The organism is Butyrivibrio sp. INlla14, assembly GCF_900102515.1.
In the GTDB taxonomy this organism is placed as follows: Bacteria; Bacillota; Clostridia; order Lachnospirales; family Lachnospiraceae; genus Butyrivibrio.
Map to the genome: position 1 here is coordinate 106,041 of NZ_FMVS01000004.1, position 24,160 is coordinate 130,200.

At 41.4% G+C, this 24,160-nt stretch carries 22 protein-coding genes; 6 read left to right on the top strand and 16 right to left on the bottom strand.

Going from position 1 to position 24,160, the window contains the following annotated elements:
• Positions 1 to 19 precede the first annotated feature (19 nt).
• From BLO53_RS02960 to BLO53_RS02970, 3 genes are read right to left on the bottom strand one after another with little or no spacing between them, the layout of a single operon-like run.
• Positions 20 to 2,482, bottom strand: a complete 2,463-nt coding sequence (locus tag BLO53_RS02960; RefSeq protein WP_092059038.1) for a transglutaminase-like domain-containing protein — start codon at positions 2,480 to 2,482, stop codon at positions 20 to 22.
• A complete protein-coding gene (locus BLO53_RS02965; RefSeq protein ID WP_092059039.1) occupies positions 2,409 to 3,482 on the bottom strand; it encodes a DUF58 domain-containing protein in 1,074 nt (357 codons plus the stop codon). The genes BLO53_RS02960 and BLO53_RS02965 overlap by 74 nt, the downstream gene beginning before the upstream one ends.
• Positions 3,479 to 4,402 carry an AAA family ATPase gene (locus BLO53_RS02970; protein WP_092059125.1) on the bottom strand — a complete coding sequence of 308 codons (924 nt, stop codon included), beginning with the start codon at positions 4,400 to 4,402 and terminating at the stop codon, positions 3,479 to 3,481. Before BLO53_RS02970 ends, BLO53_RS02965 begins: the two co-directional genes overlap by 4 nt.
• A gap of 97 nt (positions 4,403 to 4,499) precedes the next feature.
• On the opposite strand from BLO53_RS02970, the gene BLO53_RS02975 reads away from it, so the two are divergent.
• Positions 4,500 to 5,921 (top strand): amidophosphoribosyltransferase, encoded by a 1,422-nt coding sequence (locus BLO53_RS02975; RefSeq protein WP_026489856.1) that lies wholly within the window; start codon positions 4,500 to 4,502, stop codon positions 5,919 to 5,921.
• 54 nt (positions 5,922 to 5,975) lie between these two features.
• Here the strand turns inward: BLO53_RS02975 and BLO53_RS02980 are convergent, their stop codons facing one another.
• Positions 5,976 to 7,760, bottom strand: a complete 1,785-nt coding sequence (locus BLO53_RS02980; protein ID WP_092059040.1) for a methyl-accepting chemotaxis protein — start codon at positions 7,758 to 7,760, stop codon at positions 5,976 to 5,978.
• A gap of 191 nt (positions 7,761 to 7,951) precedes the next feature.
• A complete protein-coding gene (locus tag BLO53_RS02985; protein ID WP_092059041.1) occupies positions 7,952 to 8,473 on the bottom strand; it encodes a PH domain-containing protein in 522 nt (173 codons plus the stop codon).
• A 149-nt stretch (positions 8,474 to 8,622) separates the two neighbouring features.
• Here BLO53_RS02985 and BLO53_RS02990 point away from each other — a divergent pair, with 149 nt between their 5' ends.
• Positions 8,623 to 8,901, top strand: a complete 279-nt coding sequence (locus BLO53_RS02990) for an HU family DNA-binding protein (RefSeq protein WP_026489853.1) — start codon at positions 8,623 to 8,625, stop codon at positions 8,899 to 8,901.
• Positions 8,902 to 8,973: 72 nt separating this feature from the next.
• On the opposite strand, the gene BLO53_RS02995 is transcribed toward BLO53_RS02990, so the two are convergent.
• The 5 genes from BLO53_RS02995 to BLO53_RS03010 form a co-directional block, all read right to left on the bottom strand.
• Positions 8,974 to 10,776: a methyl-accepting chemotaxis protein gene (locus tag BLO53_RS02995; RefSeq protein ID WP_092059042.1), complete on the bottom strand. Its 1,803-nt coding sequence runs from the start codon at positions 10,774 to 10,776 to the stop codon at positions 8,974 to 8,976.
• Positions 10,777 to 10,985: 209 nt separating this feature from the next.
• Entirely contained in the window at positions 10,986 to 12,437 is a 1,452-nt protein-coding gene (locus BLO53_RS03000; RefSeq protein WP_207648458.1) for a GGDEF domain-containing protein, read from the bottom strand.
• 120 nt (positions 12,438 to 12,557) lie between these two features.
• Positions 12,558 to 13,001: a hypothetical protein gene (locus tag BLO53_RS19435; protein WP_207648459.1), complete on the bottom strand. Its 444-nt coding sequence runs from the start codon at positions 12,999 to 13,001 to the stop codon at positions 12,558 to 12,560.
• A gap of 204 nt (positions 13,002 to 13,205) precedes the next feature.
• The gene (locus tag BLO53_RS03005; RefSeq protein ID WP_092059043.1) at positions 13,206 to 13,943 is read right to left on the bottom strand and encodes a hypothetical protein; all 738 of its coding nucleotides are present in this window, start codon (positions 13,941 to 13,943) and stop codon (positions 13,206 to 13,208) included.
• A gap of 867 nt (positions 13,944 to 14,810) precedes the next feature.
• Positions 14,811 to 16,094 (bottom strand): O-acetylhomoserine aminocarboxypropyltransferase/cysteine synthase family protein, encoded by a 1,284-nt coding sequence (locus tag BLO53_RS03010; RefSeq protein WP_092059044.1) that lies wholly within the window; start codon positions 16,092 to 16,094, stop codon positions 14,811 to 14,813.
• A 286-nt stretch (positions 16,095 to 16,380) separates the two neighbouring features.
• Between BLO53_RS03010 and BLO53_RS03015 the strand changes: the two genes are divergently transcribed.
• Positions 16,381 to 16,776: an RrF2 family transcriptional regulator gene (locus BLO53_RS03015; protein WP_092059045.1), complete on the top strand. Its 396-nt coding sequence runs from the start codon at positions 16,381 to 16,383 to the stop codon at positions 16,774 to 16,776.
• A gap of 6 nt (positions 16,777 to 16,782) precedes the next feature.
• On the opposite strand, the gene BLO53_RS03020 is transcribed toward BLO53_RS03015, so the two are convergent.
• Both BLO53_RS03020 and BLO53_RS03025 read right to left on the bottom strand, forming a co-directional pair.
• Positions 16,783 to 17,691, bottom strand: a complete 909-nt coding sequence (locus BLO53_RS03020) for a hypothetical protein (protein WP_092059046.1) — start codon at positions 17,689 to 17,691, stop codon at positions 16,783 to 16,785.
• Positions 17,692 to 19,899 (bottom strand): glycoside hydrolase family 31 protein, encoded by a 2,208-nt coding sequence (locus BLO53_RS03025; protein ID WP_092059047.1) that lies wholly within the window; start codon positions 19,897 to 19,899, stop codon positions 17,692 to 17,694.
• Positions 19,900 to 20,009: 110 nt separating this feature from the next.
• On the opposite strand from BLO53_RS03025, the gene BLO53_RS03030 reads away from it, so the two are divergent.
• Both BLO53_RS03030 and BLO53_RS03035 read left to right on the top strand, forming a co-directional pair.
• A complete protein-coding gene (locus BLO53_RS03030) occupies positions 20,010 to 20,387 on the top strand; it encodes a CidA/LrgA family protein (protein ID WP_092059048.1) in 378 nt (125 codons plus the stop codon).
• Complete coding sequence (locus BLO53_RS03035) at positions 20,387 to 21,079, top strand: LrgB family protein (protein WP_092059049.1); 693 nt, start codon at positions 20,387 to 20,389, stop codon at positions 21,077 to 21,079. Before BLO53_RS03030 ends, BLO53_RS03035 begins: the two co-directional genes overlap by 1 nt.
• Here the strand turns inward: BLO53_RS03035 and BLO53_RS03040 are convergent, their stop codons facing one another.
• Complete coding sequence (locus tag BLO53_RS03040) at positions 21,080 to 21,721, bottom strand: YoaK family protein (protein ID WP_092059050.1); 642 nt, start codon at positions 21,719 to 21,721, stop codon at positions 21,080 to 21,082.
• Positions 21,708 to 22,094, bottom strand: a complete 387-nt coding sequence (locus BLO53_RS03045; protein ID WP_035789829.1) for a DUF1622 domain-containing protein — start codon at positions 22,092 to 22,094, stop codon at positions 21,708 to 21,710. The genes BLO53_RS03040 and BLO53_RS03045 overlap by 14 nt, the downstream gene beginning before the upstream one ends.
• A gap of 170 nt (positions 22,095 to 22,264) precedes the next feature.
• On the opposite strand from BLO53_RS03045, the gene BLO53_RS19090 reads away from it, so the two are divergent.
• Positions 22,265 to 22,423 carry a hypothetical protein gene (locus BLO53_RS19090; protein ID WP_176757139.1) on the top strand — a complete coding sequence of 53 codons (159 nt, stop codon included), beginning with the start codon at positions 22,265 to 22,267 and terminating at the stop codon, positions 22,421 to 22,423.
• 7 nt (positions 22,424 to 22,430) lie between these two features.
• Here BLO53_RS19090 and BLO53_RS03050 read toward each other — a convergent pair whose 3' ends face one another.
• Together BLO53_RS03050 and BLO53_RS03055 are read right to left on the bottom strand one after the other, a co-directional pair.
• Positions 22,431 to 23,144 (bottom strand): DUF4097 family beta strand repeat-containing protein, encoded by a 714-nt coding sequence (locus BLO53_RS03050; protein WP_092059051.1) that lies wholly within the window; start codon positions 23,142 to 23,144, stop codon positions 22,431 to 22,433.
• The gene (locus tag BLO53_RS03055) at positions 23,141 to 24,160 is read right to left on the bottom strand and encodes a permease prefix domain 1-containing protein (RefSeq protein WP_092059052.1); all 1,020 of its coding nucleotides are present in this window, start codon (positions 24,158 to 24,160) and stop codon (positions 23,141 to 23,143) included. Before BLO53_RS03055 ends, BLO53_RS03050 begins: the two co-directional genes overlap by 4 nt.

Consider the following 24,160-nt stretch of genomic DNA (forward strand, 5'->3'; position numbering starts at 1 on the left):
ACGAAGAATTAATTCTTTCTTATTTGGAAAAACAGGATTCAAGCCGCATTTTTACTAAATGTGCCCTTTCGTTTTCTTCAGATGTTATTCCCTCGTCTTCTTTTTTGCCGTAAATTGAGCGATAGTAGATTGCAAAAACCCAGGCGACCTCAGGCCGGATATCCTCTGGTACACGCTCTTCATAATCCGATAAAAGACCTCTGTCTTCAAAATCCTCATTGGATTTTTTATGGATAATTCGTTTTATGGACTCCACATCCATTTTTAGTTTCTGCGTTGGAGTACCATATTTATAGCGAAGCTTTTTAAGGAGAAAGGCTCCAATGATCAAAATAAGCAGTATTCCAGCAACACTAATGGCAACTTTGGCTCCAATACTGATAAGCTGCGGAGCGATTTCCTTCTCTATTGCATTTTCAGACTCTTCAGGGTCTATTTCCTCGCTTTTTACTTCTGATTTTGGAATCTGTAGGCTTTCGTAGGATTGCTTCTCGATTTCCAGATTTTTTTCCTTACGATTCCAGGTAAAATCCTCTGCTGTCAGATAGCCACTTGTTGGTTCAAATGGAATCCATCCTACTCCTTCTATGTAGGCTTCAGGCCAGGCATGGGCCAGACTGCTGCTAACTTCATAGTTTTCCTGTGCTTCAAAAGGGAATGCATAGCGAAATCCCACTGATACTCTCGCTGGTATGCCATTGAGACGAAGCAGCATAACCATGGCTGAAGTAAAATGGACGCAATATCCACTTTGAGTTTCAAAAAGGAATCTGTCAGCAATATCTGCCATTCCTTGAGCTGAACTAAGGTCAGAAGAAGGATCTTTTCCGCCTAGAGCCTTCTCATTGTAGGCATATTGCCTCAGATAGGCTTCAACCATTTTGCATTTATCGTAGGTAGATACAGATTTTATGGTACTTATGTCACCATCAGATTTTATGCTGTTCTTCAGAGCTTCACTCAGAATATTCTCCGCCAATTCGGACATTCTATTCATTGCTCCGCTTGTATCAAGGTATTGCCCCATGTTAGTCTGGGAGATAGCACTTGTTTTCTGAAGTTCAAGATTGCTCTCATCAATTGACACCATTGTCTTGTTGTATGACGCTTCCGTCATAAACTCTTCTAAGCCTATTCCATACAGGCTTCGCATGTAATTGCAGGCATCTGCATAGGATAGCATTTCACTTTCTTTTATGTTGTTACCACCGCGGATCAGTTCTATATAATATGGGCTTCCGTAATCTATCTCAAGATATTTTGCATTTATCTTATATCCTTTATGATGACGCTTATCTGATACTCCTGCCGTTATTTCTTTTCCCTTTCCGCTTCCCTTTTCGTCTGCATACAGCGACAATGAATTGATTGGTGCTATTTCATCTCTGGTATCAAGAAAAACATACTGAAGATTTAATTTGGAGATTCTGGAAAAAAGTGCAGCGTATTCCTTGTCAGCCTCATTCTTATATAGAAGGTTCAGGAAATTCACGATGTTACTGTCATCTTTTCCTCTGCCTCCTGCAAGATAGGCCACTCTTCTAACCTTGAGATTTCCGCCATTTTCTTCATCAGCAAAAACAAAATATGGCTTATCCTCTGATTTTAATAGGATCTGAGTCTTATCCGTTTCAGAATATGAATCCCCAGTCACTCTGAAAGAGCTATAACCTGCAGAATACTTATTTTTCCCAAAGGATAATGACAGCTTGTAAGAAACTTCATCTGCCATATCCACGAAGCCATAAACGATTCTCGTACCAGCATCTATTACAGGAGTCCAATCTATGGGTTCGCTTTTCATGGGAATAAATGAGATCAGTATTCCAAGGACTACAAAATAATGGAATGGAAATGAAAACGATAATTTTTCATAGAAAATCTGCTGAAGAGATGAAAGAGTTAAAATAACTAATGATATGAATAGAAGGCGGTCTGTAAGCGTGTTTGCAGAGAATGAGTCCGTAAAAAAATACGCCGCTAAAGCTATAAGATCAATAATGAATATTCCCCATAGCATTATTTTATGGCCTGAAAATTCAAGTGAATCCGATACTTCCTTCTGGAAAAAGAGGGAAATTATCACCCTTGCTGCAAAAGCCAACACTATAGTCATAGAGAGATATGGCATAACCTCCATATCTTTAAACAAAAAATAAAGGAGAATAGCTGGAAATGCTAAAAAAATCGAAGTAAATCTGCTCTTAGCAAAGATTTTGAAAAGATAATCAAAAGCACTGAACAGTGCAAAGAATGCAAGAAAACCAAAGCAAAATTCATCTACAGAAAAATGCGAAACCTCCTTGGCCACAACGCCCCCAGAAACACCCACATTTTTTCCATTGACCATTAGGGTAAACTCCACCACAATAGCAATAAGAATAAATGCAAACATATGAAGCTTAATCTCAGCCACAAGCACAGAAATCATCTTGCCCGGGCTGAGTGTTCTCTCTGACCAGAATCCAGGTGTCATTGTCATATAAATCGTCACTCCTCTTATCGTCTGCCAGCTTATGGATCTCAGCATAGTCGCTCTCTGAGCGGTAAAAAATACTGTCAGCGATAATGCTGTAGAACTCGCGGAAGCTATCGTAGGAATCAACCAGTGCTTCGGTGACTTTTCCTGATGGATAAATAATGCGAACTGGGACGTTTTGCTGTCCAAAATGCCATGCTGCGGATACTACAAACTCCAGAAAAGAATCTCGTTTCTTAAGAAACTCCGTGTCCTGGTCTCTTTCAGGAACATCAGAAGCTATCATCAGAATAGTGACAGCTCTTTTCTCCATTCTGTCTGGCACTCGGACCACCAGATCTGACAATCTGGCTGATACTTTCCAGTTAATGGCTGACATTGAATCGCCCTTTTGATATGGCCTCAAATCGCTTCCTGGAATGTTTTCAAAAAGCTTCTGGCTCTTAAAGCCGGTACTATTGAAGATGTTTTCAAGATCAAGAGCTTTATTTGCTATATCAGTGATCTGGGGGCTTACCACAGCCCTGAAGGAATAGGGCACATCCCGCTCATAAGTAAATATGTGAAAGGGATCATCAAAGGCTACCTTCTCGATTCCCACATAGTAAGCACCTGCGAATCGGCAGCTTATGCCCGAAAGAAGTTCTTTCTTTTCACGGATATTAAGGGAAATCTCCTGTCCGTTTGTAATTTCGTACAGATCGCATCTGTCATCATAGACATATATCCGCATTCTGTGGATTGGGAAAATTCCTTCGTTTTCAAAGGATGCTCTGAAGCCATGCTCCTCGCCCTTGGTGAGCTTATGGACCTCCACCTCCTGATAAATCCTAAGGAACGTGCTATTTACAAATATATAAACTATAGAAACGGGAATAAGCAGCAAAATGGCATAAAGCCACCCGAAAGAAACCGGACCACCGTAAAAAGACGCAAAAACCAGACTCGCAGCCAGAACTGCAAGATATAGTAACAATCCTCTTTTGTGGATCAGGATATTCATGATACCTTCACCTGTTCAAGAATCTTCCTAATCAGGTCTTCCTTGGTGACACGGCTAAGCCTGGCCTCAGAAGTTAGTATAAGTCTGTGCGGAAGCGTAAGCTGTGCTGCACTTGCAATATCCTCAGGAATACAGTAATCTCTGTCATTCAGATAAGCTATGGCCTGGGAATAACGAAGCATAGCCAAAAGAGCTCTCGGAGAAGCACCACAACTGATCTCAGCCTTATTTCTGGTGGCATCCACTATAGCCACAGCATAAGAGCGCAAATCCACATGAATAGTGACCTTGGCCACATCTTCACGCATATCCAGGATATCTTTTCCCGTAAGGACAGGGCTTGTATCCTGATGAAGACTTCCTTCAAGAAAACGCTTTGCCATATCTTCAGATGCCTGAACATCCGGGTATCCCACAGATAATCTGACCACAAATCTGTCCAGCTGAGATTCTGGCAGTGGATAAGTCCCTGCCATTTCCGCAGGATTCTGGGTTCCGATTACCATAAAAGGCTCTGGAACAGGGATTTCTTTTCCGTCGATTGTGACCCTGCGCTCCTCCATTACCTCAAGAAGGGCCGACTGGGTCTTGGGAGAAGTTCTGTTAAGTTCGTCCGCAAGAACTATATTATTAACAACAGGTCCTGAAAGAACCTGAAAACTCTTAGTTTCGGAATTATACATGGAAAAACCGGTGATATCAGAAGGTGTAGTATCCGGAGTACATTGAATTCTAGAAAAAGAAATAGATAGAGAATCTGCAAGAGCCTTTGCAAGAGAGGTTTTGCCAACACCAGGCACATCCTCCAGTAGCACATGTCCCCCAGACAAAAGCGCAGTTATAATGTGCTCAATAACCTGGCCCTTCCCCACAATGCGTTGTTCCATGCTGTCTTTCAGCTGCTGTACCTTGTTATTCATGTTTTTCTCCTCCAAAAATATTGTAGCATAGGCGATGGTCCCTGTGGTATGATACTTTCCGTAATCGCTTTTAAATCTCATATTCAAGGAGGATCCCATGGGAGGATTTTTTGGAGTAGCATCTCGTGAGAGTGCAGTTTTTGACCTTTTTTACGGAACTGACTATCACTCACACTTAGGTACAAGGCGCGCCGGAATGGCTGTTTATGACAAGAAGAAGGGATTTGACCGCTCTATCCACAATATTGAGAGGTCGTATTTCAGGCCCAAATTTGAGGAAGACATGCTCAAGATGGAGGGCAATCTTGGTATCGGTTCTATTTCAGACTATGAACCTCAGCCACTTATCGTCAGATCACATCACGGCACATACGCCATCACCACTGTTGGCAAGATCAACAACATCGACGAGATCACCAATAAGCTCTTTACTGACAACCATTCACATTTTCTGGAGATGAGTGGTGGAGATATCAACCCTACCGAGCTTGTTGCATCTATCATCAATCAGAAATCTACAATCGTAGAAGGAATCCGTTACGCACAGGCAATAATAAAGGGATCTATGTCTCTGCTAGTTATGACTCCGGAAGGAATCTATGCAGCAAGAGACCGTTATGGCAGAACTCCTGTCCAAATTGGACACAAGGACGAGGGATTCTGTGTCGCATTCGAAAGTTTTTCCTATTTAAATCTTGGATATATTGACTATAGAGAGCTGGAACCTGCAGAAATCGCATTTATCACCCCGGAATCTGTAGAGATAGTTGCTCCTGGAATGGGAGATATGCGTATCTGTACCTTCCTGTGGATCTACTATGGTTTCCCTGCATCTACCTACGAGGGATTGAACGTAGAAAGAATGCGTTATAATTGCGGTGCCAAGCTGGCTCAGCGTGATATGCAAAGGGGGATTCATCCCGATCTGGTAGCAGGCGTTCCAGATTCAGGTGTTGCACACGCGATCGGTTACTCCAACACTTCTGGAATTCCATATTCCAGACCTTTTGTAAAATATACAGCTACCTGGCCAAGGTCCTTCATGCCTACAGTTCAGTCAAGGCGTGACCTTATAGCCAAGATGAAGCTTCTACCTGTTAATCAGCTTATTAAGAACAAGAGCCTTCTTCTGATCGATGACTCCATAGTAAGGGGAACCCAGCTTCGTGAGACTACCGAGTTCTTGTATAAGAGCGGCGCCAGCGAGGTACATATCCGTCCTGCCTGTCCACCTCTGATATATGGCTGTAAGTATCTTAACTTCTCCCGTTCCAACTCAGAAATGGAACTTATAACAAGACGAGTTATTGAAAAGCTTGAGGGATATCCATCTCCAGATGAGGAGACAGTAAGAAAATATACAGATCCCGATTCACCTCAGTATGAGGCTATGCTGGAAGAAATCAGAAAAGAGCTGAATTTCACTTCACTTCATTATCACAGACTTGATGACATGATAGAAGCTATTCCACTTGAACCCTGCAACTTATGTACATATTGCTGGAGTGGAAAAGAATGATCAGCAAAGGAGCCAGGCGTATAAACGCCTGGCTCCTTTTATCATTTATCATTCTCAAATTGTTATAAACTGCCTTGTACTATCATTAAGCTTTTCTGTAACATCGTTATTAGTATCCATAGCAGAACTGATACCGCTGATCTCATCAACAATATCCTGTGAATGTTCTGCAGATTGATTGATTGCTTCAGATGCCTGCTCCACAGATTCAGAAATGGATGTTACTGAATCAGCCATCTCACCCATAATTGTGTTAAGACTCTGGGACTGGGTTGAAATACCATCCAGCATTTCATTGATAAGTCTTGCTGTCTCTTCATATTTTTCACCCGTATCTACAAAGGCATCGTAATCTGCAAGAACTGTCGTGTTGATAAACTCAAGCACCTGATTGGCGTTAGTTGCAAGAGATGTAACAGCCTCTGTAACTTCATTACTGATAACCTGAATATTTCCAGCAGTCTGACGGGAGTTCTCAGCTAGTGAACTAATCTCCGAAGCAACAACCGCAAATCCTTTTCCAGCTTCTCCAGCTCTTGCTGCCTCAATAGAAGCATTGAGAGCCAGAAGGTTAGTCTGGGATGCAATATCAAGGATTACCTTGGTAAGTTCGTTGATCTGTGCAACCTTCTCACTATCTTTAACTGATTGCTCAAGAACAGTCGATAATTCTTCCATCTTGGCTCCAGTGTTGTCCTTCTTGTTCTGTGCATCTTCCTTGATAACAATAGCCTCTGCCCTGATTTCCTCAGCCTTGGCAGTTCCATCCTCTACACCATTGTTGATATTATCAGTAGCGCCCTTTACATCATCAAGCTTATCATTCATCACTCTGGCTGTATCTGATACATTCTGCATGCTGGCAGACAACTCTTCTAGCGCTGCAGAAGTGTTTGTAATATTGTCACTAGCCAGCATGATCTGATTTGTCATATTCTCTGAGGACTCAGTAAGTATGACAGTTCCATCCTTGACCTGACGCAGGATTCCCTGAAGAGTTTCTATAAAGAGGTTGAAACCATCTTTGATATGTACAAGCTCCGATGAAGTCTGAGTCTCAACCCTAGCATTAAGATTACCTTTGTTGTTCTTAATATCACTGATGATCCCGTTAATTTCATCTGCCATCTGGTTAACCTTACGTCCGATGGACCTATAGTTCCAGAACAGGAATGCAATGATAAAGATGACATAAACAACCATCATGAGGTTGACCATCATAATCGCAGATTGTGTTTTTGCACGAACATAGTTCTGAGTTGTGTTCTGAATAGTTACCAGCTCTTCATTTAAGATAACCAGCTGCTCTTTCATGTTAGCAAGCTGAGTTGATGCGTCACCATATACAACACCTAAAATTGTATTGACATCTCCCTCCTTGGCTGCTTTCATAACTGCCTGATAACCTGCTTTATAAGGAGTATAATTCTCCTGCAGGATAGCAGCCGCCTGTTGAGCAGTACTACCTGCACTTGTAACAACTGCCATGGTAGAATTGATTCCTTCCACAGCCGCATCCATCTCGGCAATGCATTTTTCCATTTCTGATAGTTTTCCATCCAGCTGTCCAATAGATACGATTGTGTCATACATAGCCGCAAAGGCAAATCCATCATTATCCAGAATACGCATATCTACTTCAAATACACGAATATCATCCATGACTCCTTCTACCGTTGTAGAAGTACCTATGGATGTGGATGTAATATCGTTCATTTGCCCGATAACAATAAAGATAGAAACAACAAATAGCAGCAATAAAGCCGCATATGAAATGCCACTCATTCCTGCTACCGTCTTGAAAAATGGTATTTTTTTCTGATTATTATTTGTAGCCATTGTTGTCTCCTTTTTAACATCATCTGCAACAGTAAAATCTGTATCAGTTCACTAAAAATCTTACACCATGGACGATGGTGCTTCTAGATTTCTCGACGATATTTAATACTAATTTTAGTGTTTTTACAAATATTGCATTAAATCTAAAATTAATAATTTGCACGTCTACGATGTCAAAGAGACCACATTAGTTACATATCTATGTCTTCTTGCTCCTGCTCAGGACTGTTATCATTGTCATCATCATCATAGGACATGAACTCACGGCCAGAAATACGGTTTTCCTTGCGCTGATTCTCAACCTTCTCAGACAAGAGCTCTTTTACATCCCTTGAATGACAGACAGCTTCGATTACAAAGTTCTTGAGTGTCTTGTCGGAAGTCTTGAGCTCTATAGAACCAAGGCCCAATATCCTCTGCCCAAGTGTCTGCTTGAGACTGATGTCCAACACTCTGTAGAGTCTTACCTCGTCCTCTGTTATGTTAAAGAAACCTCTTTTTACAAATAATCTGTCCTCAGAAACTGAATAAACTGTAAAAGAAAAAGGAAATCCAAGAAATGTGTGCTTCCGGTCCTTCCAGAGAATGTTTCCCTCTTGCTTTAAGCTCTTTCTCTTTCTATTGAGAACTGCTGATAAGATAGTAAGTACTACAAATACCGCAACCACGGCGATCAAAACAATAAGTGTAATTTCTAATGCTCTGTTTTCCATTATGTAATGCTCCCTCCAAGCTATGATGACTAATTATATCACAAAAGTTTTTTTAATATAGGTATTAACAAATGTACTAAAATGCGATAATATTTTTACATGAGGGCAATAAGGCCCCACAAACACAATTTTCTTTTGGAGGAAAAAATATGAATAAGACAGAACTCGTTGAAGCTATCGCAAAGGCTACAAAGCTCAGCAAGAAGGACAGCGAGAAGGCTGTAAAGGCTTTCACAGAAGTTGTTACTAAGGAGCTTAAGAAGAAGGGCAAAGTTCAGCTCGTTGGCTTCGGAACATTTGAGACTGCAAAGAGAGCAGCTAGAACAGGTAAGAATCCTCAGACTGGCGCTACACTTAAGATTCCTGCAGCTACAGTTCCTAAGTTCAAAGCTGGTAAGGCTCTCAAGGAAGCTGTTAACAAGAAATAATTATTAAAGATTTTAAAAGGCAGTCGGTTTTGCACTGGCTGCCTTTTTTGCATAATATCGTTTGTCGTGGTATTAAAGATCAAACTTGGAAACAAAGTCCTGGAGATCCTGAGCATTACTTGCAAGCTTATCTGAAGCTTCTGCAACCTCATGCGAAGAAGCTGTCTGCTCCTGGGATGCAGCTGATACGTTCTGGGTCTCATCTGCAACGTTGGCACTCATATCCTCGATCTTACTGATGTTACTTGCAATAGTTTCAGTTCCTTCTGAAAGCTGAGTAACAATCTCGCTCATTCTCTCAGACTGCTCAGAAATCGAATATACCATGTCTACAATGTTGCTGAAGGTATTACCTGCCTCGTTTACAGTTTCTGTACCTTCTACTACATTCTCTGCGCCCTGACGCATAGCAGAAACTGCTTCATCGGAGTTCTTCATGATCTCTTCTATAAGCTCTGTAATCTTGGATGCTGCATCATTAGACTGATCAGCCAGCTTACTGATCTCACTAGCAACAACCGCAAAGCCTTTACCCATTTCACCTGCTCTTGCAGCTTCAATGCTGGCATTAAGAGAAAGAAGGTTTGTCTGGCTTGCGATCTCAGCAATTGTATCAACAAAGGTATCTATGCTCTTAAGCTGTTCGCCAAGAGCTTCTACTACAGTAGCTGTGCTCTCAACAGAATCCTTGATTGATCCCATCATGTTGGTAGCATTTGTCATATCTGCAGCGCCCTTCTTGGCAGCTTCGTTAGTAGTCTTTATCATCTCAGTGGTCTTGCCGATAGCATCCTGGAATTCCTGCATGTTATCAACAAAGGTCTTGGTCTCATTACTTGCACCAGCAACTGCTGTGATCTGACCTGAACAGGATTCAGCAACTGATGTACAGGAAGTAGCAACCATTTCACTAGCTTTGGCTGACTGTGAAGCGCTTGCAGAAAGCTCCTCAGAAGCTGATGCAACATAAGCAGTAGTATCTGAAATCTTCATCATCAGATCTCTGATATTGGTATGCATAAGGTCAAGTGCTGCCGCAATCTGTCCAATCTCATTGTGTTCCCTGGCAGGAAGCTGTCGAACTTTCTCCATATGCTCATTATCCGTGAAATCATTGTTAGACATGCGAACCATCTGATCTGTGGCAAGGATAAGTGGCGCGGTAATTCTTCTTCCCATATAGACGGCAATGGCAATACCAACTATAAGAAGAATGATCATTACGATCACGCTGCTGGTTATAGAGCTGGTAAGTGCTTTACTAGCCTCGTTTGTATACTCACTCTTAAGGGTATCAATATAATCTACCCATACACCAGTACCCATAACCCAGTCAAAAGGCTCAAAATATGCTGTGTAATTGATCTTAGGAAGTGGTTCTGTCTCGTTGGGCTTGGCAAACATAAGGTTTGTATATCCACCGCCTTCCTGAAGACCATTTTTTATCATTTCCTGGATAAAGTATGTACCATTAGGGTCAACACTATCCCATCTGGACTGACCTTCAGTATCATGTCCCAAAAGAACTACATTGACACCTTTGGATGTATCTACCCAGAAATATCCTGCTCCATCATTATATTTCAGCTCTCTGATAATGTCCGCAGACTCTTTCTGAGCTTCTTCCATAGTCATCTCACCAGCCTGATATCTTTCATACATAACCTGGCAGATACTCATGGCTTCCTGAGTCTCATTTTTAAGCTCATTCATGATATCTTCGCGGAGTCGCTCTTCATAGGCTTCAACCTGCAGCGCATTAGTCGAAACAGTATTATACATGTTGAAACCAGCAATAGAAATTGCGGTGATCACAACCGCAAGAAAGATAGAACCAACTATAGGCAACATTAAAGAACCACTTTTCTTTTCCATACTATTTTGTTCCTTTCCGCAACAAAATTATCGAAATTTCGCCATCCGTTCTTTGACTATAACATATCTAAAGACCATAAAATAGGTAAAAAAGCTAACCTATATATAAAGATTTCATAAATAAAAGTATGAATTTGAAAAAACAACACCTGTGCCTGGACAGACTGCCAGAATTATAGACTATGAAAACGGCTCTTGGAAATAATGACTTACTTAAGCCCCTTTAACATCTGCTTATTTTCGTACATTTCTTTGTCAGCCCGCTCAAATACATCGTTTACTACCAGGTCTTTTCCCGGCTGATAAATACCTACTCCAGAAGCCAGCACAGGCCCTGACCCAGTCTTTTGATCTTCAAGCACCTGACTGCGCAATTTGTCTATTAGTTCCTCTTTATTGTAGTAATCATCGCCGCGCAAAAATACGGTGAATTCATCTCCACCTACTCTAAAGACGGGACTATGGACAAAAATATTGCACAAGAGCTTAGCACAGGCTTTGATATATTCATCTCCTGCCGCATGGCCCATAGTATCATTTATCTTTTTAAGATTATTTGCATCGCAAACAATGAGTCCATATGGAAGATAGTCCATTCCGTTGTCCATATTGCCCTGAATGGAACCCTCAAGCTCCTTGTATGCATTCTTATTCTTAACACCCGTTAGCTCATCGCGCCTTGCCAGCTCTTTTTCTGTCTTAAGTTCTTTGAGATGCTGCTTTTCTTTTTGGATCTCTTCGTCAATATTTTCAACACCGATGATAAAGTGGGTACCATCGCTGCTCTTTCTAGCCGTCATCCTAGTATATTGGGACTTTCCATTTGTAACTATGCGATAATTTATACTTGTGCTCTTATGAGTATTTAATGTAGAAAGCAAAGAGTCCTTATTTATAAATTCCTTAAGGCTCTCCTGATCCTGCTCGCAGATCAACTTGGGGATATTTTCATAACAGTCGTTATAGAAATCTGCCCCTGCTTCACCTACTTCCAGCTGTCCGTAGATGTTATTTACTTCGTAACCTACAAAATTAGAGTTTTCCACGTTCACATAGTAGATTGCATCGTAATTGGAAGCCAGACTTTCTGCAATCTGGCTAAACGTTACTGTTTTTACCTGGTTTTCAGTGCGTTCCTTCTCTGCCTGAAGCTCGTATTCTATATCCTTCTCGTACAAAATAATATGCTGACCATCTCCAGCCCACATATAGGTAAACAAATAATACCTTGGCATTTCTTTTACCACGACCCTGAATTTAAAGGAGAATGACCTTTTACCCTCAATATTGCTTTTCATTGCCTCTTTGGTAAAAAAGCTTGTGGCATAGTCTTTGTCCTCTGGATAGACCTTCTTTTCTGCGTTTTTCAGAAGATCATAATAGAAATTTTTACCGGACTTAGCAAAATTCAGCGGTTCATATTCTTTACTTCTTGCAAACTCAAGATACTCACCACTCTCAATATCAAAATAGTATATTGCTTCATAATCTTCTGCCATTACAGAAGCAATATAATCCTGAATCTTTTTTTCTTTTCTCTCTCCTGCTTCCACATAAGAATGTATCATGCAGGTTCCAACCATAAGTCCAATTACATACACCGGGAAAAATGACGTAAGAATCTGGAAAAATATAGAGACACCGAAAATAACGCTAGTCACAGCAACCGCCGTATATCTTATCTTCTGGCGGCCACTTGACCTACGCGCTATAACCAGCATATAGATTGAAACAGCTAAATAGAACACCCATTGAAAGGTGAATGTAATATACCTGCCTTGTCAGGCGATATATTCATGAGCCTCGTTATAATAAAACAAAAAGTGGAAAAAGCGGTTGAACTGAAGGCCCACAATTCCCAGAATGAACATGCCCCACACTACACTTAAAAGTACCTTACTGCGAGCGCCACCGAGCTTGTTCAGATAAACCACCATGTATCTCGCCCAGGTCAGCATAGTAAGCTGCATAAAGATGAAATAGAACACTGTCACCGAGTATATAAGCGTAAAAAATGCCGGGTTATCATGGTGCCCATAGAAAATACCCCATAAAATCTCTACCAGATAAAAGCCATTCACCACAGACAAAAATTCTGCATAACGATGCCTTACAAGTATCTGATCGTCTTTATCGCCCCTGTAAAAGGTGTAATCTCTGAGGGTTTCCCAGTTCAGTATTAAATTAACAACTAACGCCATTACAGCGATCACTGAATAATACATTACGAGCCATAGCCCTCCTGAATATATTAATCATATTCGCTTTTCAATCAATTTAAAGTTGTTTTTCCGTTATTATAAAAATATTAGAATTTCGTTATTTTTTGTCCGAAAAGAAAAAGCGGAAGTCCACTCTAGGACAACCGCTCTTTAATGTTATATATCATATATGAATTATGTGTTATCTGCTTCTCATATCTGTCAAGATCACAGTATTTTCAAAAGCTTCTTGTCGATACAAACAGATGCTGCAAAGGTCTTCTCTACTAAATCTTCGAACAATACAGTTACCTTGCCATCCGCTATAGTCTGGACAACGCCCTGACCATATCTTGCATGCTCTACTTCACATCCTACGGGAAGTGCATTTTCTATTTCCTCATCAGAAAGCTCTGGAGCCTTGACCTTAGGAGTTGCAAAAGCTCTATAAATGCCGATCTTAGACTCTGGTGTAGGTCTTACTGGTCTGATTGGCTTAGCTGATTTACTGTTAGTTGATGCCACTTTCTTGGTCTGCTGTGCTTCTACCATGCAATCAAGCAGGAACTCAAGGTTCTCATTTGTAAAAAGATAAATCACATGTGGAAGTCTGGGCTCTTCAGGGTTCTGCAAAAGTCCCTTATTACCGTTTCTGACAAACAGGATTGCCTTACTGCCTACTTCCTCATACTGAGATACCATTAGTTCGATAACGTCTTTTTTGCTCTCCTTGATCACAATACCCAGATTAGCTTCATCAGCCTTTCTCTTTATCAGGTTGAAGTCATTCTCGGTAGCGTATAGTACGAAACGGCTCTGATTAACGGTCTGAACATGCAGTGATGAACCTTTCTCAGCAAACTGCCATGTAAAATTATCCCTGGCGCCTTCCCTCTCGAACTTGTCAAGATTCTTATCCCTGATCAGATCAAGGACTTCTTCATAGATGTACAATAGATTATTCATGGAACTCCTCACTTCTTAGACTAAAATACCCAAGATGTCAATTATACACTATAAACCTCAAACCTCAACCCCTTATCACAATCTCGTACACCCACCCAAACACCCCCAAAAACTCCCCCACCACAACACCCTCTCCTCCGTCACCCCCTGCCCCCGCCCAGCGCCAACCTCCTACTTCACCCCCTGCCCCGCTTCAACGCCACATTCCCTACGCAGGGACCTTGCGCCGTTCAAAAAAGAGTTTTTTGGCGTAAGAAGGAGCTGACGGATTTATGCGCCTTCCAAAAGCGTCCCAAAATCCTGTTTACGAATTACCTGTCCGAAGCTCGATCCCAGAATCCTGGATTTGGCAAGAGATTTGATCTTACTCGCGACAAAGAAGTTCACATTTTCTTAGATGCTCCCGCAGCCTTTCTTTAATACGCATGCTGCAGCGTAAACTTGCAGGACGGGAAGAAACTGTATATATGGAAATGCCATCTGACGCCATGCGTCATTAAAAAATGCGAAATCAACTTCTTCAAGTGTACTTGAAAGATTGATTTCGCATTTTTGTTAGCGCCCGCTGTGCGGGCTATGGCATTTCCTATTGTGCTTATGCTACCCGTCCTGCTTCAAACAACGCTTCGCATGCGCGGGAAAGGCTGCTTTGGGAGCATTAGAAAATGGAACTTCTTTATAACGCTCGCAAGTATCAAATCCACCCGCCAAATAGATTCTGGGACGAGCTGAGTTTAATTCGTAGGATTTTGGGGCATCTTTTGGAAGGCCATAAATCCAAGCGAAAGAACCGACAAAAAATCTTTTTGAACAAGCAAAATTCCCCCTGCGAGCGTAGAATGGGCAGGGGGAAGAGGGTTGTTTATTTTACTTGGCTGCGGCGAATCCTTTTTCGAGGTCGGCAATGATGTCATCAATGTGCTCTGTGCCGATTGAGAGTCTGATAGTGCTCTGGGTGATGCCCTGATCAGCAAGCTCTTCATCGTTTAGCTGAGAGTGAGTTGTTGTTGCTGGGTGGATAACAAGACTCTTAACATCTGCTACGTTAGCAAGAAGTGAAAAGATCTCAAGATTGTCGATAAACTTCCATGCTGCCTCCTTGCCGCCCTTGATCTCAAAGGTAAAGATTGATGCTCCTCCGTTAGGAAAATACTTCTCATATAGAGCGTGGTCTGGGTGATCTGGAAGAGATGGGTGATTTACCTTCCCAACCTGTGGATGCTTTGAAAGGAACTCTACTACCTTCTTAGTATTCTCCGCATGTCTATCTAGACGAAGTGACAAAGTCTCAACGCCCTGAAGAAGAAGAAATGCATTGAATGGAGAAATAGTTGCTCCAGTATCCCTTAGAAGGATTGCTCTGATATAGGTCACGAAAGCTGCTGGTCCAACTGCGTCATAGAAAGATACTCCATGATAGCTTGGGTTTGGAGATGCAATCTGAGGGTAATTGCCACTCTCCTTGTAGTTGAACTTACCTGACTCTACAATAATTCCACCAAGTGTTGTTCCATGACCACCTATAAACTTTGTAGCTGAGTGAACTACAATGTCAGCGCCATGCTCAATTGGTCTGATAAGATATGGTGTTCCAAAGGTATTATCTATAACAAGAGGAAGTCCGTGCTTGTGAGCAATCTCAGCAATTGCATCAATATCCGGAATATCACTGTTTGGATTTCCAAGGGTCTCCAGGTAGATAGCCCTTGTATTTGGCTTGATGGCACCTTCTACCTCAGCAAGATCATGTGCATCCACAAATGTTGTTGAGATGCCATACTGCGGAAGTGTGTGCGCTAGAAGGTTGTAGCTGCCACCATAGATTGTCTTCTGTGCAACAATATGTCCACCATTTGCAGCCAGCGCCTGAATTGTATAGGTGATAGCTGCTGCGCCGGAAGCTACTGCAAGAGCTGCGCTGCCACCTTCCAGGGCTGCAATTCGCTTCTCGAAAACATCCTGTGTTGAGTTTGTAAGTCTACCATAGATATTTCCAGCATCTGCAAGTCCGAATCTGTCTGCCGCATGCTGTGAATTCCTAAAAACATAAGAAGTTGTCTGATAAATTGGAACTGCTCTTGCATCTGTTGCTGGATCTGGCTGTTCCTGTCCTACATGTAACTGAAGTGTCTCAAATCTGTAATTGCTCATACCTTAAATTCCTCCTCCTGGCTTGCTCTGTCGCGTTTTTGTATTGAAATGATTTTAAAATGTATTTACCTACTATGTCAATATGTTTTATAATAATAATGACTTATCACTTGCGATAACCTCAGCTGATTATGGAATTATTAAAATGTGATATATTATGATATATGTGTCAAAAGTCAAAAATGCGTACATGTTTACATTTTAAGCATTTTGACTTTATGCCCCAAACAAATATGACTAATAAGCAATTTACATAAAGATAAAAGACAAGGAGTAGAAACAGACAATGTTTTCAACAAAAGGACGGTACGCCCTTAGGGTAATGATAGATCTTGCGCAGCAAAAGAGCGATGAATATATCCCGCTTAAGGATATTGCTGAACGCCAGGACATTTCCAAAAAATATCTTGAGATTATAGCAAAAGAAATGGTTAAAGGCGGGCTCATCACAGGTGCCAGCGGCAAGCACGGCGGCTACAAGCTCTGTAAAGAGCCTTCAGATTACTCTGTAGGAGAGATAATAGAACTTATGGAAGGCCCCTTTGCTCCCGTAGCATGCCTTCAGGATGAAAACTACGATTGTGCAAGAGCTGACAAGTGCAAGACTCTTCCCATGTGGAAAGAGTTCTATGAACTTGAGAGAAACTTCTTTTACGGTAAAAAGTTAAGTGACCTCCTATGACCTCTGTCAAAAGAGATCCAGCGTGCTGTCCAAGTATATCTCTTCCCGGACCTTTAGCTGATACTTAGGCTTAGTCATATAATGCAATAGAAATTCCAGTAGTATAGCGCTTCCCAGGCTTCTACCCTCAATTTTGAAGTTGGAAAAGCCGGCTGGAATATATGTATCCTGGATATCATCAACTCCGATGAATCCAGGATTTTCCATTGCCAGGGAAAATTTATAGCCTTCATTTGCCTTTGGTGAGCGGCATATATGATCTTCGCAATCTTCGCCAAGGCTCTTTCTGCTTACATTTTCATAGCACTTTTTTCTGTCTGTGCAGCCATAATAGCAGCATTCATTGCAGAGAAACTCTACCTTTTTCTTTAGGTCTGACGATAGCTCTTTTAACTTATCAAGCTCCTTGTTCAGCCTGAAATCAGGGACCACATAGTCAAATTCAGGCCTGTTTAGCTCTTTTTCCAAGTCCCCAAAGTCAGTCAAAACCTTAGTCGTAGATGAAGCAAAGTAAAAGCCAGGATATTCTTTTTGGATGTAATCAAGAAGAAGGTCAGAATGGATAATAACGCCATTTTGGATTCCACCTGTCTTTTCGAACAGGCGGCACAGGTTATTGCACCTCTTATCTGAAAGATGCTCTTTTCTGATAAGGGAATTACTGAAGGTAAGCCTTGCAGATATCCCATACTCTTTCATAAGATCTGCTACTTCCAATGCCCCTTCGTTACCAAAGCCCACACGACCTCCGCCCCAGATACAATCCGCAGGCGCACCATAAATAGAACCTATTTCGCACCAGTCGTAGAAATAGGCTCTATGCTCCCTAAATAAGGGCAAAAAGGCCTTGTAAAAATCATAAAATTCAAAAAGACCAGGCAAATGATAATATGCCCTTGTGCCAGAAAAGTCCATTTATTTCTCCACATCTAATTTGCATCGTTTATCGTCCCACATAAGCTTAGTTATTGAATATTGGCCTCTTTCGTATCCATAGGATTCACCGTCATCTTCATAAAGGTTAAAAGAAGCATCTTTACCAGGATATACCTTTTTATCTATCGTTCCATCTTCCCTGGAAAGCGGAATAATGCTTCCTGCCACAGCAAATACTGCAATCCTGTCGATAGGACACTCATATTCTATCCTTCTTCCGCCCTCATAAAACTTGCCTGTATAGTAGTCATACCAGTTATTGCCTGCTGGCAAATATACAGAAATAGTATCTTTAGGGCTTACCACGGGGCAAATCATAAGACCTGGGCCAAACATATACTGATCAGAAATTTCGCGAATGCCCTCTTCATCCGGATAATCAAAGAATAAGGGCCTGATTATCATGCCATCATCTAGACACGCCGCCGCTCCAACAGAATAGATATATGGAAGAAGCCTGTATCTTCCCTTAATAGTAGCTACAATTGCTTCATAATACTGATCACCCTTATCGCCAAAGGCCCAGGGTTCCCTGCTCACATCTGTTCCGTGAGATCTGAATATTGGTAAAAAAGCTGCAAACTCAAGCCATCTTACATAGAGCTTTTTGTACTCGTCAGTAATTCCCTCATATTCGCCGTTCCAGTACCACTGAAATCCCCTTTTTACAAAGAAAGCTCCTGCATCCAACGTCCAATAGGGCATTCCGCTTGCCGCCATCTGAAGGCCTGCTCTCACCTGCCTTTTAAGGCAATCCCAGCTAGCAGAAACATCGCCTGACCATAATATGGTTCCATATTTCTGGCTTCCTGCCCATCCACTTCTTGTCAGGTTTACAACTCTTTTATCCGGTCTTGCGCAAATAAGCCCTTCCCATATGGTCATGGCATGATACAGGCCATAGGAATTAGCCATTTCTAGCGGCATGATATTTCCTGCATCTGTCCTGAATTCACAGTATTTTTCACCGTCCTCCGGTTCTATATGATGCTCCCACTCAGGCGTTATAGGCTCACTTGAATCGCACCAAAAGGCGTCCACCCCTGACGGAAGAAGGTTTCTCTCAACCTGGGAGAAATAGAGCTTTCTGGCCTCTTCATTGAACGCGTCATATATATCAGTCCCCGGTAAAAGATAATTCTTTTCCTTAAACTCCTTATTATCCTCCGTATTAGGGCTCATGTTTGGCCAAATGGACATCATAAAATGGATTCCCATATCATGAAGCTCATCTGTCATCTCTTTTGGAGATGGGAATCTGGATCTGTCAAAGCTCTTTTGCCCCCATTTCCCATCTTCCCAGCTGAGCCAGTCAAGGACGATGCAATCTATTCCAATATTTCTCTTTTTAAACTCTCTTGCTACATCCAGAATTTCTCCCTGGCTTTTATACCTCTCCTTGGACTGTATATAGCCGTAAGCCCATTTGGGAAGCATCGCTGCGCGCCCTGTAAGCTTTCTAAAGCCCTTTATTACAGCAGGGAGCGTATCACCCGGAATGAAATAATAGTCCAAATAGTAGTCTGCTTCAGTCTGGATATAAGCTTCTCCATTCTTTTCAGAAAAAAGTGCCAGAGACTTGGTACTGAGCAGTATTCCGTAGTTATTGGTTGAAACCACCATAGGAATTGCAATCTTCCTGTTTGCCTGGTGTATGTAGTATGTACTGCCTCTTAAGTTCCATTCGCCATTTTCGCCCTGGCCAAATCCAATAAGCATCTCATCTGGTTCAAACTCCAAATAAGTTCTTGTCTTGTAGGCTTTACCATATTCTTCCTTATCCGCAGCCTTTATCTTTTTCTTTATACCATCAGCTGTTTCTATTTCCTCAACTACGGCGCTTTTTCCGTCAGCTACTTTGTAAAGACTTATCTTTTCTAGCTGCCGCGGGCAGAAATTTCTCTCAGATAAAAGAGTTTTCCCTTTTTTATCAACATATGAAACAGCGCCTGTTTCATCGTTTATTCTCACCCGGATATATTTCGTATCAATTATGATCTCATTCTGCCCCTGAATGATCTCATGATCTTTTTCTACCTGGACATTGCACATCCCTTTGCCCTGTCTTTCATCAAATACACCATCTGCAGAAAAGGATGTTCTTACGATCCCTCCTTCCAGGATAGTTAACCTTAAAGTTCCATTTTCTGTTTTCAAATAAAAGCTGTTGTCATCACTATTTATCATGTCTTATGCCTCGTTTTATTTAGATATAATCAATGATAGCACACAACTTGCTTCTTTTTAAAAAGATAGTATAATGTGAGATGTTTTTTTGTTATATCGAGGTATTATCTATGAAATTTTTAAAACAGTTTTTGATCATTCTTGCTGTTTCACTTATGGGCGAGATCTGCAAGGCAATCCTTCCACTCCCTATCCCTGCAAGTATTTATGGGATGGTATTTATGTTTATTTTCCTTTTGACAGGCCTTATAAAGCTCGATCAGGTAAAAGATGCAGGCAAGTTTCTTATTGAAATAATGCCTGTTATGTTTATTCCAGCTGGTGTAGGTCTTATGTCCTCCTGGGGTGTTCTTCAGGATGTTCTTATCCCCGTATCCATAATCACAGTGATCACAATCTTTACTGTAATGGCTGCAACAGGGCTTGTTTCTCAGGTTATAATCCGCCATGGCCACAAAAAGATAAATAGTAAAAAGGAGGAAGCATAATGGGCGAGTTTATGCAAAACAGCGCTTATGCGGGAGTCACAATAAGTCTTCTCTCCTACAGCATCGGTGCCTATCTTAAGAAGAAATTTGGATGCGGATTTCTTAATCCACTTCTTATATCTATAATAGCAACCATCTTATTTTTACTGGCCTGTGGCGTCGACTACGATACCTACAATGAAGGTGCCAAGTACCTTAGCTGGCTCTTGACGCCTGCTACAGTTTGCCTTGCTATACCTTTATACGAAGAATGGGAGCTTTTGAAAAATAATGCCAAGGCTGTAATGCTTGGAATATTCTCAGGCGTAATTACCAGTCTTGTGACTGTATTTGTGCTGGCAAAGCTCATGGGACTTTCTCACGAGAGCTATGTGACACTTCTTCCCAAGTCCATCACAACAGCCATAGGCATGGGTGTATCAGAGGAACTTGGTGGCTATGTAACTATCACAGTTGCAGTTATTGTTATAACCGGAGTTTTGGGAAATATATTTGGTGAATTTATCTGTAAGATCTTCCGAATCCATGAACCTATATCTAAGGGCCTTGCCCTTGGAACCGCAGCTCATGCTATTGGCACTGCCAAGGCCATGGAAATCGGAGAAATAGAAGGTGCAATGAGTTCCCTTTCAATCGCTGTTGCAGGTATACTCACTGTAATCTTTGCAACAGTATTTGCCGGGCTCATCTGATCATTCTCTTATCATCATCAGAGCCACAGCAATCAATATCATTGATGAAATCCAAATGGTTCCAATGCCTAGTTGTCCGGATAGGACTCCTCCTACTCCGGCTCCTATGGCAAAAATAATGATAATACCAAAGAAGTGAAGTGACTTATAAAGAGCAGACTTCTCTTTTGTTCGCATGAACCTAGACAGGCTCTCTGTTCCGCTTCTAAGGTTTCCAATACACATGGTGCTGGCATATCCGTATCCATGCACCTTTCTAAAGGTCTGAACCTGCATTGCGCAGGCAAAAGAAACAAGCATATTAGCGAAAACATTAAAGGCACCCGGAAGAAATCCCACTATCATCAGCATAACAATCTCAACAAATAGTACAATCTGTCTCCAGTGGATCTTAGGGCTCCTTTTAAATCTACTCTCAATTCTCTCTGCCAGAAACACTCCCGCAGCAAATGATATAAGCGGTAACAGATAGTGTAGGCCCTTACCCCACTGTCCCATCATGAAATTCTGGCTCATAAGAACCACATTACCTGTCTGTGCATTGGCAAATACACTGCCTCGCACATTGTATGTATACGCATCCTGCAATCCTCCAGAAAAAGATAACAGTGCGCTTAATCTAAAACTCTCAGACTTCTGCATTTGTGTCTCCTGATATTTCGTCCTTGTCTGAAATTGTCTTTGGAGCAAGTTCTTTTTTCTCGTTCTTTATTTCCCAATGGATCAAAAACGTAAGCACAGCTCTAAGGGTTATGATAGCACCCAGAATTCCGAGCTCTGCCCATTCTCTTACTACTACTGTCCTTAGCACCTCTCCCCCAAGCTTGAATTCAAGTGCAAGAGCAATTCCCTGTGCCAACTGAAGCCTAATGGATTCGTCCTTTTTAAGCCAAAAGACAAAACTCTTAATGGCAGTGAACACAAGGATGCATATTCCAAAAAGTTCCAAAAGAAGTGTGGAAAATTCAACTATATAGCGAAGATATGTTTCTGCATTCAGATAAATATTCTCCATAGCTCATCCTCCATGGCAATCTCTATAGACTTATATATAACTTTATTATAGTTAAAGCCTTGATTTATCGCAAATCTATAACGTTTTCGAGATTTTATATTTTTTTTATTTTATCAACAGAAAATGTACATATTCATAGGGTAAACTAGATTGAAATTGGAGGTTAATCCATGAGCATAGACAAGAATTTTGGCAAAAATCAGAAAACAATAAATGCTGTGATCTACAATGGTAAGTATGTAGACCCCAGCATTATCAGAAAAAAAATCTTATCAGTTACTGCCGCTATAGCAGGACTGATCTGCTTCGTTGTGCTATTTATATTGTGATCATCTGTTATTTAATATCAACATTTCCCAGGTTGCACTCAACCTTTATAGTCCCCTTATCTCCAGTCTGCTTATAAGAGCTATCTACCTTTTCCTTGCCTATTCTGACATCGCCCAGAGACGAGGATACTTCAACGGAATAGTCTTTAACATCTTCTTCCAGGGTAATGTCCACATTGCCCATGGAATTTGTGATATCAAGATCTGTAGCATCACATTTGCTGATTTCCACATCGCCCATATTGGCTTCAATAGAAATCTTCTCAGAAGAGCATTTATTTACCTCAATATTACCCATGTTACCTGTCAGTGAGATTTCTTTTGCCACAATATCATCCACATTCAGATCTCCGATAGCAAGCTCAGCTATAAAGCTGTCCATTTCATTATCCCTTGGGATCTCGATTGTGAGCTTGTTGTCTGTCTTTAGGTTTGCTTTCTTGACCTTCTGATTCTGCTTGATCAAAAGAGCTCCTGTATTCTCGTCATAATCAAATACGGGCCTGAAGTTCTCATCGCCTTTAAATTCAACTTTATACTCTTTGCCCTCTTCAATCTTGATGTTCAAAAGGGCAGCATCTATGTCAAGTTTCTTTATTTCTCCAGTAATTTCGAAATCTTCGTTAACTACTTCTCCCTCGTTGTAGAGGTGGGTCTTAATGCCCCAAAATACAACGGCTACAGTAATCACTACAAGAACAAACATAAATGCCTTCTTCATTTAGTTTCACCTCCCTCACGATTTCCTGTAAGGATCCTTCCAAGTGGTTTGCGGATAATTCCAGCGATAGGCCATATAAGCCAGCTTGAGCCCCAGTTAAAGGATGAAAAACTGATGATCAGGTAAATGCAAAGAACTATTTTCCAGTACATAGACATGAAGTCCTTCGCATATTCATTGACATAGTTCTTTCTGGCCTTTTTAACAGGCTCAAAATCTCCTGCCATGGTCTTAATATCATTGAGCGATAAGAGCTTGTCATATGCTGCGTCCTTGGCTCCTGAAAAGATAATGAGCAGAACTCCAACACCTGCACAGATAAAGATCATTGAAGGTCCGATGCCTTCTGTGAGAAAAGGAAATGTTTCTCCAAAGATCGTGCTAAATGCTATAACAGGAATTATGCTAAGTACGCAGATTATTATGCCTATAGTAAGGATACTGCCACGGAGGATTGCATTGTCCTCTTTTTCCCTTGCAAGATACTCAGCAGTAGAAAAATCTATGGCACAAGGCTCTTTTTGAAGGAATTTCCACTGACTCATCATAACTGATGAAAAGATAAACATTCCCACACCAGCAGCAGCCAAAAGGAACATTAGTATCACACCTATTCCTACGATGCCTTCTCTTCCGATCATATCTCCTATCGTAGAGAAAAGGATGGGGCCAACCATCGCAAAGCAGCACAGCATAACACCAAGGCCGACAGTAAATCTCTGACGTGTCACATCCCTGATATAATCAATAACCTCTTCCTGACACAGGACTCTTGTATCTGAGTCAACTGCCTCACTTACAACCTTGTCTATTCCAAGGCTCTCAGCCAATTCATCCAGATTCCCAAATTCTGAGATAACAGTTCCAACCGCCTCGTTCTCTGTCTTGCCCTCATTTATAAGCTCTGTATATTTGTCTTCCATCATAGAGTAGAGCTCGTCCTTGGCTTTTTTAACCTCGACTGTATTTGGAAGATTCGCAAACATTGTCTCCAGATAATTTTTAATTGTATCCAT